The 12070-nt window shown below is 29.5% G+C and carries 11 protein-coding genes; 1 reads left to right on the top strand and 10 read right to left on the bottom strand.

The window, feature by feature from the left end; translation table 11 throughout:
- Positions 1-22 precede the first annotated feature (22 nt).
- The 10 genes from FMAG_RS05275 to pnp form a co-directional block, all read right to left on the bottom strand.
- A complete protein-coding gene (locus tag FMAG_RS05275) occupies positions 23-844 on the bottom strand; it encodes a sigma-70 family RNA polymerase sigma factor (protein ID WP_005884734.1) in 822 nt (273 codons plus the stop codon).
- 27 nt (positions 845-871) lie between these two features.
- Positions 872-1873 (bottom strand): NAD(P)H-dependent glycerol-3-phosphate dehydrogenase, encoded by a 1002-nt coding sequence (locus FMAG_RS05270; protein WP_005884732.1) that lies wholly within the window; start codon positions 1871-1873, stop codon positions 872-874.
- A 10-nt stretch (positions 1874-1883) separates the two neighbouring features.
- Entirely contained in the window at positions 1884-2486 is a 603-nt protein-coding gene (gene plsY / locus FMAG_RS05265; RefSeq protein WP_005884730.1) for a glycerol-3-phosphate 1-O-acyltransferase PlsY, read from the bottom strand.
- A gap of 9 nt (positions 2487-2495) precedes the next feature.
- On the bottom strand, positions 2496-3848 hold the full coding sequence (gene rlmD / locus FMAG_RS05260; RefSeq protein ID WP_005884728.1) for a 23S rRNA (uracil(1939)-C(5))-methyltransferase RlmD: 1353 nt from the start codon (positions 3846-3848) through the stop codon (positions 2496-2498).
- Positions 3849-4109, bottom strand: coding sequence for a hypothetical protein (locus FMAG_RS05255; protein WP_005884726.1), 261 nt, complete (start codon positions 4107-4109; stop codon positions 3849-3851).
- Between the two features lie 3 nt (positions 4110-4112).
- Entirely contained in the window at positions 4113-5054 is a 942-nt protein-coding gene (gene rsmH / locus FMAG_RS05250; RefSeq protein ID WP_005884724.1) for a 16S rRNA (cytosine(1402)-N(4))-methyltransferase RsmH, read from the bottom strand.
- Between the two features lie 50 nt (positions 5055-5104).
- Positions 5105-5362, bottom strand: a complete 258-nt coding sequence (locus FMAG_RS05245) for a YggT family protein (RefSeq protein ID WP_005884722.1) — start codon at positions 5360-5362, stop codon at positions 5105-5107.
- A gap of 14 nt (positions 5363-5376) precedes the next feature.
- On the bottom strand, positions 5377-5910 hold the full coding sequence (gene pgsA / locus FMAG_RS05240) for a CDP-diacylglycerol--glycerol-3-phosphate 3-phosphatidyltransferase (RefSeq protein ID WP_005884720.1): 534 nt from the start codon (positions 5908-5910) through the stop codon (positions 5377-5379).
- Positions 5911-5937: 27 nt separating this feature from the next.
- Positions 5938-7275, bottom strand: coding sequence for a 30S ribosomal protein S12 methylthiotransferase RimO (gene rimO, locus FMAG_RS05235; RefSeq protein ID WP_005884717.1), 1338 nt, complete (start codon positions 7273-7275; stop codon positions 5938-5940).
- Positions 7276-7384: 109 nt separating this feature from the next.
- On the bottom strand, positions 7385-9484 hold the full coding sequence (pnp, locus tag FMAG_RS05230; RefSeq protein ID WP_005884715.1) for a polyribonucleotide nucleotidyltransferase: 2100 nt from the start codon (positions 9482-9484) through the stop codon (positions 7385-7387).
- Between the two features lie 224 nt (positions 9485-9708).
- On the opposite strand from pnp, the gene FMAG_RS05225 reads away from it, so the two are divergent.
- On the top strand, positions 9709-12015 hold the full coding sequence (locus tag FMAG_RS05225) for a patatin-like phospholipase family protein (RefSeq protein WP_005884713.1): 2307 nt from the start codon (positions 9709-9711) through the stop codon (positions 12013-12015).
- Positions 12016-12070: the final 55 nt, after the last annotated feature.

Raw genomic sequence — 12070 nt, 5'->3', positions numbered from 1 at the left:
TTTCCTCCTCAACTAAGAACTTTTAAAAAAACTTGTCCTTATTTTTTTCACATTGCATTTTTAATTTTTTTAAAGTTTTTTTCTCTATTTGTCTTACTCTTTCACGAGTTATATTAAAAGTCTGTCCAATTTCTTCTAATGTATGTATCTCTTCTCCATCTAAACCAAATCTTAATTTTAGTATCTGCTTTTCTCTTTCATCTAGAACTTTTACTATCTGTCTTACTTGCTCTCTTCCCATCTCTTCTATAATGTCATCTTCTATAGATGTTTCAGAATTATTAGCAATTATATCCTCTAATTGAATATCATCTCCAATACTTGCACTTAAAGACATTGGGTCTTGGAAAGCTACCATAATTTCCTCTATTTTCTCTTTATTTACATTTAAATCTTCTGATATCTCTTCTACAGTTGGATATATTCCCTCTTCTCTCACTCTATTTAACACATATCTATTTACTTTACTTAGTAAATCATATTTATAAGATGGAATTCTTATTCCTCTTCCTTTACAAATAATAGCTTTTGTTATAGATTGCTTTATCCACCAAACTGCATATGTAGAAAATCTAAATCCTTTCTTCATATCAAATTTTTCTATGGCATAGATAAGTCCAAAATTTCCTTCACTTATCAGGTCAATAAGACTAAGTCCTCTATTTACATAATTTTTTGCTATATTTACAACTAATCTTAAATTACATAAGATAAGTTTATTTTTAGCTTCTATATCTCCAGCTTTTGCTTTCTTTAATAGTTCTGTCTCTTCATCTTTTTCCAACACTTTATATTTTCTAATGTCTTCTAAATAGTATGAAATTAGGTCTCTATCTAATGTCATGTTGCATCCCCACTTTTTGTATTAATATTAGTAAAATTCCACTTTTAACTCTCTTTCCATCAACTCTTCAACCATTTTTTTAGCATTAGCATTATTATATATAATATTATAAGTAGCCTCTACTATTGGCATAGAGATATTAAGTTTCTGAGCTTGTTCATATACAGCTTTTACTGTTGGAACACCTTCAGCTACCATCGTCATATTATCTAAAATCTCTTGGATAGCTTGCCCCTTTCCTAAGCATTCTCCAACATGTCTATTTCTACTATGTTTACTAGCACATGTTACTATTAAGTCTCCTATTCCACTTAATCCAGAGAAAGTTCTTTCATCAGCACCTAAAGCTTTTCCAAATCTTGTCATTTCAGCTATTCCTCTAGTTATTAAAGCTGCTTTTGTATTATCCCCAAATCCCATACCATCTGCTATTCCAGCTCCTATAGCCAAGCAGTTTTTTACAGCTGCTCCTATTTCTACTCCTACTATATCCTCATTTAAATATACTCTAAAGTTTTTTGTATTAAATAACTCTTGAATCTCCCCCGCTTTTTCTTTTTGTCCTGCAGCTACTATTGTTGTAGGAAGACCTATAGCTACCTCTTCAGCATGAGTAGGTCCTGAAAGAATAACAATATTTTTATGATATTTTCCTATTATTTCATCTTTCATTACTTCAGACAATCTCATTCCTGTTGATACTTCTATTCCCTTAGCTGTATTTACAAGTATCATATCTTCAGTAAGCTGAGAAGAAAATTTACTAATTACTCCTCTTAATACTTGTGATGGTACAGAAAAAATTACATATTTAATACCTTTTAATAGATTTTCACTCTCTGATGTTACATTTAAATTATCTGGAAACTTTACTCCAGGTAAATATCTACTGTTCTCCCTTGAGTTTTGTATCTCTTCAGCTCTAGTTTTATCATATTCCCATAATGTAACATCATATTTTTTACTAGCAAGTATAAGCCCTAAAGCTGTCCCCCAACTTCCTGCTCCTATTATTATTACTTTTTTCATGAGCCGCCTCCTATTTTAGTTTAAATTTATTTTCTGTTCCTTTTAGAAGTCTTTCTATATTACTTTTATGTTTATATACTACAAATATACCTATAATACTAGTCATCAATAAAAGCGGTAACTTATCTAATCCATTTTGTGTAGGATAAAAGTATGTTAATATTGGTAACATAATAGCTGCTATTATTGATCCTAAAGATATGTATTTTGTTATAGCAACTACTACTATAAAGATTATTAAAAGTGTCAATGTTACTTGAGGAATTAAAAATAAAAATACTCCAAGTGATGTAGCAACTCCTTTTCCACCTTTAAAATTTAAGAAGAAAGATAAAGTATGCCCTATTATAGCTATCATACCTATAAGAAGCAATGAATTTCCTGCTACCCCAAATTTACTAGCTATAAAAGGAGGTAAAAAACCCTTTAAAGCATCTGCTATAAGTACCATTATTCCAAATTTTGGTCCTAATACTCTATAAGCATTTGTAGCACCAGAATTTTTACTTCCATGCTCTCTTATATCTATTCCCTTAAAATATTTTCCTATCCATACTCCATTAGGTAGTGCACCTAAAATATACCCTATTATAATAAAAATTATTAGCTCCATATCTATCTCCTATTTATAAAATCTTCCTACTACTTCAGTATGAGAAGTTCCTGGGAACATATCTACAGGTTGAACTTCATCTATCTTATAACCTAATCTACTTAGAATCTCAGCATCTCTTGCAAAAGTAGATGGATTACAAGAGATATATACTATCTCTTTTATACCACTTTCTGCTGTTTTTATCAAACTTTTTTCTTCTATTCCTTTTCTTGGTGGATCAAATATAATAGCATCTACTCTTTTTCCAGCATTGATTAGCTCTAACATCTTATCCTCTACAGCTCCATTGATAAACTCAATATTTTCTATTCCATTTTCCCCTGCTGTTTTCATTCCATCTAATGTAGCAGATTCTACTAATTCTATTGCATAAACTTTTTCAGCTTTTTTAGATAGCATCATAGCAATAGTTCCTGTTCCAGAATAAGCATCTACTATGTATTTATTTTCAATGTTAGGGAAGTAATTAATAGCTGTACTATATAATTTTTTAGTTTGTGGTAAGTTTATTTGGAAAAAAGATTTTGGAGAGATATTGAAATTAATCCCATCTATCTCCTCTTTTATACCTTTTTCTCCCCAAATAAATATATTTTTTTCTCCAAGAGCAAAATTAGTTCTTTTATTATTTAATGAAATATATATAGATTTTATTGAAGTTATTTTATTTTTCAACTCCATTAAAATATCTTTATCTCTTTTTTCTACTTTAGTTGCATTAATAATAAGAACTACCATCGCTTCTCCTTTGGAATTTGTTCTTACCATTATATGTCTAAGTTTCCCACTATGTTCTTTCTCATCGTATACAGAAACTTTCTCTCTGTTAAGGATTTTCTTTAACTCTCTTATAATTTCATTTCCTAATCTTGAGTTTAAAATATTTTCTTCCACTTGAAAAATATCATGAGATTTTCTTTTAAAAAATCCTGTGATTATTTCTCCATTATATTTTGAAAAAGGTTCTATTATCTTATTACGGTAATGGTATGGATCTTCGCTTCCTATTACATCCTTAACTAGAATATCTAATTTCCCTATTTTTTTCATTACATCTTCAACCATAGCTTTTTTATACTTTAATTGAGCTTCATATTTTAACATTCCAAAGTCACAACCTTGAAAGTCCTCAAAGGAAATTTTAGTAATATCCTCTACTCTCTCTTTTCCAGCAGAGATTATCTCCTCTATAAGTCCTCTAGCATAAGTTTTTTTCACAGATATAATTTTTATTTTTAAAATATCATTTGGAACAGACATAGGAACAAATATAGCAAAATCATTATAATATCCTAATCCCTCTCCACCATTTACTATCTTTTCTATTTTTATCTCTATTATCTCATCTTTTTTTACCATCTATTTTTCCTCTATTCTAAAGAATTTTATTCCCTGAGAGATTGCCATTTTTTTCCTGTTTTTCATCTCATTTCCTATTTTTTCTAAATCCATTACTGTATTATATTCTATCTCTTTTTTAGATAGCTCTTTTTGTAACTCATCAAGTATTTTTTTATCCTCTTTTATACTTAATTCTATTTTAGAAACTTTTATAAGAAGTGTTCCATGTAATATCCAAATAGATAATATACCTATTAAGAATATAGTTAAATTTTTCAATTTTTATCCTATCCTTTCAACTACTCTAAGTTTAGATGAGTGAGCTCTGTTATTAAACTCTACCTCTTCTCCTTCTGGAACTATTGGCTTTCTTGTAATTAATTTTACCTTAGCCTTTCCACCACACACACATATTGGAAGTCCTGGTGGACATTTGCATGCAGTAGCTAAATCTTTAAATTTAGTTTTTACTAATCTATCCTCTAGGGAATGGAAAGTTATAATTCCTAATCTTCCTCCTACTTTTAAGGAATCTACTGCTTTATCTATAGCTTTTTCTAAAACCTCTAACTCTCTATTCACCTCTATTCTTATAGCTTGGAAAGTTTTTTTAGCTGGATGTTTTTGAGCTCTTTCTGGATAAGCTCTTTTTATTATTGCTACTAACTCCCCTGTTGTTTCTATATTTTTCTCTGTTCTAGCTTCACAAATAAATTTTGCTATTTTTCTAGCATTTCTCTCTTCTCCATATTCAAAAATTATTTTTGCTAACTTCTCTTCTGGATATTCATTAACCACTTCATAAGCTGATAAAGGATTACTTCTATTCATTCTCATATCAAGTCTTGTATCATATCTATATGAAAATCCTCTCTCTGGATCGTCTAATTGTGTAGATGATACTCCTATATCCATAAGTATTCCATCTACTTTATCATATCCAGCCATGTAAAGAACCATATCTAAATTTTCAAAGTTATTTTTAAAAACTTGCCACTTTTTTCCATATTTTTCAAGTCTTTTCTTGGCAAAATCTATAGCTTGTTGATCTTGGTCTATAGAGATAAGGTGTCCTTTATCAGAAAGTTCTTTCAATATTCCTTCTGAATGTCCACCACCACCAAGAGTACAATCTAAATAGACTCCATCTTTATTTATCACTAAATTATCTATACACTCTCTATACAAGACAGGTATATGGTATTCACTCACTATATCTTCCATCTTTTACTCCTTCTGATTTTACAAAAATAGAGAAGCCATAGCTTCCCTACTTAGAATATAAGCATAAAAATTAATCTTCTTAAAATTATAAAAAAGAAATATGCTATGATAGGTGAAATATCCATTCTCATATTTCCCATAGGTATTAGTACTCTAAAAGGTCTTAGTATTGGCTCTGTTGTATTATATATTAAATCAGTAAATCCATTTCTTGACATAGGTGCTAACCAAGAAAGTACAACTCTTATAAGTATGAGAGTATTTATTACTGTTATTAATAAATCTACAATTCTTGCTATTAAAATCATTTTTTCACCTCTCTCTATTTAGAGTTTAAAAAGTAGTGCTTTGCCTTTGATGTATATTCCCATCCAGACCACAGTGTCAAAATAACAGGAATTAACATCATATAGAAGTTATATGGATTTCTTCCAAATAACATCATAATAAGAATGACTATCATTTGACTAGTTGTCTTATATTTTCCTAATTTCCCCGCAGGAATAACTTCTCCTTTAGCAGCAGCTAACATTCTTATACCACTTATTAAAAACTCCCTAGCAATTACTACAATAGACATCCAAGAAGGAATATATCCTAAATCTACAAATATAACTAAAGCTGAAATTACAAGAACTTTATCAGCAAGTGGATCCATTATTTTTCCAAAATCTGTAATTAAATTATGTTTTCTTGCTAAATACCCATCAAAAAAATCTGTAAGTGAAGCTATTACAAATATTACAAAAGCTATTGCTCTATAAGTAAATCCACCTTCATCTGAAAATTGAAGAAAATATATAAAAGGTACAGCTAGTATAAGTCTTAAAAATGTTAGTTTATTTGGTAAATTCATTTTTATGCTCTCCTTTAAATTTTAAACTTATTTTTCATTCTCTACTATTGGTCCAACAAAATCATATTCAAAGTTTTGTTCAAATTTAACTTTTACTATCTCTCCAGGTTTTGCAGTTCCATCTGTTGTAAGAACTTTTCCATCTATCTCTAGTGCTTGCCCTCTTGTTCTTCCTTCTAATAAGTACTCACTTTCACTAGATACTCCATCTATCATTACTTCTATCTCTTCTCCTAGAAGTCTTCTATTTTTTCTCTCAGCTATTTCACTTTGTAAGTTTACAAGTTCTGCATATCTTTTTTCCTTTATTTCCTCAGGAACTTGATTTGGTAAGTTATAAGCCACTGTATCCTCTTCTCTCGAATACTTGAATACTCCAGCATAATCAAACTCAAACTCTCTTACATAATCCATTAACTCTTGGAAATTCTCCTCAGTTTCTCCTGGGAATCCAACTATAAGAGTTGTTCTTATAGTAGCCTCTGGAATAGCTTTTCTTATTCTATTTAGAACATCTTTTACCTGTTCTCCACTTTTTGCCCTTGCCATATTTCTCAAAATATTGTCTGAAACATGTTGGATAGGTACATCAAAATACTTACAAATTTTTTCTTCTGACTTCATAACCTCTATAAGCTCATCTGTTACATATTCTGGATGCATGTAGTAAGTTCTAAGCCATTTTAATCCCTCTATTTTACATAACTCTTTCATTAGAGCAGCTAGTTTTTTATCTCCATATAAATCTATTCCATACTCTGTTGTTTCTTGAGCTAATAAATTTATCTCTCTTACACCTGAAGCTACTAATCTTTTTGCTTCCTCAACAATATCCTCTATACTTCTACTTCTAAGTCTTCCTCTCATCTGTGGAATTATACAATAAGTACAAGCTCTATTACACCCTTCAGATATTTTTAAGTAAGCTGTATGTGAAGCAGTTGTTAAAACTCTTTCTGTATTAGCATTTGCTAAAAATGTCATATTTTTTGTTTCAACAACTTTCTTATTTTCTAAAATTTCATCTACTACTTTTTCTATTTTATCTATATCTCCAGTTCCAATTACTGCATCTACTTCTGGAAGTTCTTTTAAAATCTCTTCTGAATATTTTTGTGCTAAACATCCTGCAACAATTAATTTTTTTAAATTTCCTGTCTCTTTAAATTCACTAACTTCTAAGATAGTCTCTATTGACTCCTCTTTAGCATCTCCAATAAATCCACAAGTATTTACTATTACTATATCAGCTTCTGATAGTTCACTTGTAAGTTCCATTTCTTTTCTTTTTGATAAAATCCCTAAATAGTGTTCACTATCTACTAAATTTTTACTACAACCTAAGCTAATTAAAGCTAATTTCATCCTCTATTTTTCTCCTTCTCCTATTTAAAAGTAATAACTATTTAATATTTTAGAAGACTAAAAGAGACGGAATAACTCTTAGTCTTCTAAAATATAATTTAAATAGTTATTACACTCTTTTTTTACTTAAACTAATTTTTCCATTATCAGTAGAGATTACTTTTACATCAAATACATCTCCTACTTTTAATACATCTTCTACTTTCTCTACTCTCTCTTGAGAAATTTCAGAAACATGTAAAAGTCCCTCTTTACCTGGTAATATTTCCATAAATGCTCCAAATTTTTGAATGCTTACTACTTTACCAGAATAAACTTCTCCTACCTCTACATCTTTTACAAATGAGTTAACAAGTTTTACAGTTTCATTTAAAGCTGCTTCATCTTTACAGAAGATAGATACTTTTCCATCATCATTAATATCTACAGTAGCTCCTGTTTGGTCTATTATTCCTTTTATATTTTTTCCACCAGGTCCTATTAATACAGCTATCTTATCAGTAGGTATATTCATTTGATAAATTCTTGGTACATTTGATTTAATTGGTGCTGGTGCTGGAATTGTATTATTCATTAACTCTAAGATTTCATTTCTAGCATCTAAAGCTTGTTTTAATGCTATTCTCATTATCTCTTCTGTAATTCCAGTAATTTTTATATCCATTTGAAGTGCAGTAATTCCATTTTTAGTTCCTGCTACTTTAAAGTCCATATCTCCTAAGTGGTCTTCAAGTCCCATAATATCTGTTAATACAGTGAACTCATCTCCCTCTTTAATAAGTCCCATTGCTATTCCTGCTACATGTTCTTTTATAGGTACTCCTGCAGCCATAAGTGATAAAGAACCACCACATATAGATGCTTGAGATGATGAACCATTTGATTCTGTAATTTCTGATACAACTCTTATTGTATATGGGAACTCCTCTTCAGATGGTATTACATATTTTAATGCCCTTTCAGCTAATGATCCATGTCCTAATTCTCTTCTTCCTGGGCTTCCCATTCTTCCAGTTTCTCCAACTGAATATGGTGGGAAATTATAGTGTAAATAGAATTTTTTATAATACTCTTTTTCTAAATCATCAACTAATTGTTCATCTTCTTTAGTTCCTAAAGTAGTTATTACAACTGCTTGAGTTTCTCCTCTAGTAAACATAGCTGATCCATGAGGTATTGGTAAGCAATTTACCTCTGCAAATAGAGGTCTAATTTCAGTAGTTTTTCTTCCATCTACTCTATGTTTATGATAAAGAATAGCATCTCTTACTAATTTTTTCATTAAATCGTGATAATATCCTTTAAATTCTATTAAAACATCTTCAGGAATCTCTACTTCCTCTCCTTCTCCATAGTTCTCTACTTTGAAAGTTTCTAATAACTCCTCTTCTAATGAGTCCACTGCTTCCTCTCTATTTTTCTTACCTAATGTAAGTACAGCAGCTTGAAGTCTTTCCATTCCTCTTTCATCTATAAAGTTTTTAACTAGTGGCATAACCTCTGGTTTTACAAACTCCATTTTCTCTTTTCCAACTTCCTTAGCAAAAGCTTCTTGGAAATCACAAATCTTTTTGATATTTTCATGAGCAAACATTATAGCTTTAAGCATAGTTTCCTCGTCTAACTCATTAGCTCCAGCCTCAACCATGTTAATAGCTTCTCTTGTTCCAGCAACAGAAAGTTCTAACTCACTTGTTTCTAGCTCTTCTGGAGTAGGGTTTAATATAAACTCTCCATTTTTATATCCTATTACAACTCCAGCTACTGGTCCTAAAAATGGTAAATCTGATAACATTAAAGCCATTGATGAACCAATTATTCCTAAATAATCTGGTGTATTTTTCTCATCAAAAGAAAATACAGTATTTACTATATGTACATCGTAGTTAAATCCATCTGGAAACATTGGTCTTATAGGTCTATCTATAAGTCTTGCTGTAAGTGTTGCGTTAGTTGATGGCTTCCCTTCCCTTTTATTAAATCCTCCAGGAAATTTTCCTGCTGCATAAAATTTTTCTATATAGTCAACTGTAAGTGGAAAAAAATCATTTTCCTTTCTTGGCTCTTTACTTCTATTTACTGTACTTAGTAAAACAGTATCTCCATATTGAACCATTACAGCTCCACATGATTGTCTTGCTATTTTTCCAGTAGAAAATGTAAGTGTTCTACCTGCTAATTCCATTTGAACTTTTCTTTCATCAAACATATTTTCCTCCTAATTATTTTGTAGATTAGGAAGTAAATAATAAGGAGTAAAAAAATAAAATTTATTTTCTTACTTCTTACTACTTAACCTTCCTAACCTCTTTTTTACAGATATTATAACATTTTTAATATGAAAAATCAAATTTTACCTAACTCTTTTATTTTATTTTTTTTAAAAACTTGGTATAATATATTGTAAATTTATTTTTAGTTTAAGGAGGAGGAATGAAAAAAAATACTATACTTTTTTTCTTGATTATATCTCTGTTTTTTATTCCCTCAAAAAGTTTAAGTAAAACTTTAACCTCAAAAGAGGATATTGAAATAAAAAAACTTAAAGAGCAGATTAAAATTTTAGAAAATAGAATCTCTCAACTAGAAGAGATTAAAAAAAATAAAATTATTAAAAATAAAAAAGATTTAAAAATTGGACTTGCTCTCAGTGGTGGTGGAGCAAAAGGACTTGCTCATATAGGAGTATTAAGAGTTTTAGAAGAGTTAGATATCCGTCCTGATTTTATTGCTGGGACAAGTATGGGAGCTGTGGTTGGAGCTTTATACTCGGCTGGTTACTCCCTTGATGAAATAGAAAGTATACTCACTAAGAGTGATTGGGATAGTTTTATCAATGGTACATTTGTAGATAGTAAAGTTCCTCTTGAAAAGAAAGTTAATAATAAAAAGTATATGCTATCTATACGATATGATAATAAATTTAATTTCTCACTTCCTAAAGGTTTTGGAAATAATCAGATGATATATTTTGAATTAAAAAAACTATTAAGTAGTGTAGATAGTATTAGAAATTTTGATGATTTACCTATTCCCCTTAGAATTATCACAACAGATCTAAATACTGGACAAGCAGTAGCAATGAAAGAGGGAGACTTAGCTAAAGTAATCACTGCTAGTGTGGCTATTCCTACTCTTTTTGAACCAGTTGAAATTGATAATCGGCTTTATGTAGATGGCTTAGTTTCTCGTAATTTCCCTGTAATAGATGTTATTAATATGGGAGCTGATATCATTATTGGTAGTGATGTTGGAAACGAGGTTAAAGATAAAAAAGATTATAATATCCTCAGTGTACTAAATCAATTAGTAGCTATACAAAGTGCCTCTTCTACAAGTGAACAAAGAGAATTAACCTCTACACTTATAACTCCAGATGTTCTTGAATACTCGGCTACTGATTTAGATAAGGGAAAACTCTTTATAGAAAAGGGAGAAGAAGCTGCACGACAACAAATTTCTCTTTTAAAAGATTTAGCTAAGGGTTCAACTAGAGAAAAAAATATAAAAATTTCTACTACAAATAACAATAAAACATTTGTAATAAAAAATATAGAATATAAAAATGAGATTTCTGAAAAAAATAAATTTATAATAAATAGTATACTTGAGAATATTTTGAATAGAGAGATTACCCCTGAAGATTTAGAAAATTCTATGCTAAAAGTTTATGGAAATGATATTATCAATCGTGTATATTATAACTTAAGCGAAGATACTTTAGTTATTGATGCTGACATTAATCCTAATAACTCTTTTGGAGTTGGAGTAAATTATTTAACTGGTTATGGAACTACTTTTGATATAGGAACCACACTTAGTAACTTAGGAAAAATAGGAAATAATACTCTTGTTGATTTACAAGTAGGAGATTATCTTGGACTTAATCTTAAAAACTTCTCTTACTATGGTTATTCAAATAAAATTGGAGTTTTTACTAATCTTGGTTATAATGAAAATCCTTTTTTCATCTATGATGGAAAAGAGAAAATCTCTAATTCGCTTATAAAAAGTATAGATTTTGAAACAGGAATACTTACTCAATATAATAATCAACTTACTGCTTCTTATGGAATAAAAACTTCATATAGTAAGTTAGAACAAAAAACTGGGTCTGTCTTACCAGAAGATATAGAATACTCTAAGAACTATAATGGCGCTTTTATTAGAACTACTTTTGATATTCTAGATTCAAGTACTCATGCTAACTCTGGCTTAAAAATTGATTTTGAATATAGTTGGGAAGGAAGTCTTGATAAATCTAAATCTAATTTCTATGGACCTTTATATTCATTAGATGGGTATATCCCTATTACTAAAAAATTTACTCTTAATTATGGACTATATGGTGGAATTATATCTGGTGATGAGGTTTCTTCTATTGATAAATTTATACGTCTTGGTGGAACAAAAAATAATCTAGAAAATAAAGATTTTGCTTTCTATGGTTATAGGTATCAGCAAAAACTTGTAGATGAGTTTTTAATAGGTAAGTTAGGATTAATTTATAAATTAGATTCTAATTTATATTTGAGTACTCGTTGGAATATAGGAACATATAATGATTTAACTTCTGAAAATTATTCTAATTCTAAAAAAATCTGGGAAGATTACTCTCAAGGATTTGATATCTCACTTACTTATGAAAGCTTAATTGGTCCATTTGAGTTTTCTCTATCTCGTGATGGAGAAAAAGGAGATATTCTTTCACAAATAAGTATAGGATATATTTTTGAGTAAATAAAAAGAGATTAATATAAAAAATCAAGAATGACTTTTATTTTTAAGAAAGTAA

It is taken from the genome of Fusobacterium mortiferum ATCC 9817, from assembly GCF_000158195.2.
Taxonomy (GTDB): Bacteria; Fusobacteriota; Fusobacteriia; order Fusobacteriales; family Fusobacteriaceae; genus Fusobacterium_A; species Fusobacterium_A mortiferum.
The sequence above is the reverse complement of the archived record's forward strand: the minus strand, read 5'-3'. Positions and strand labels throughout refer to the sequence as shown.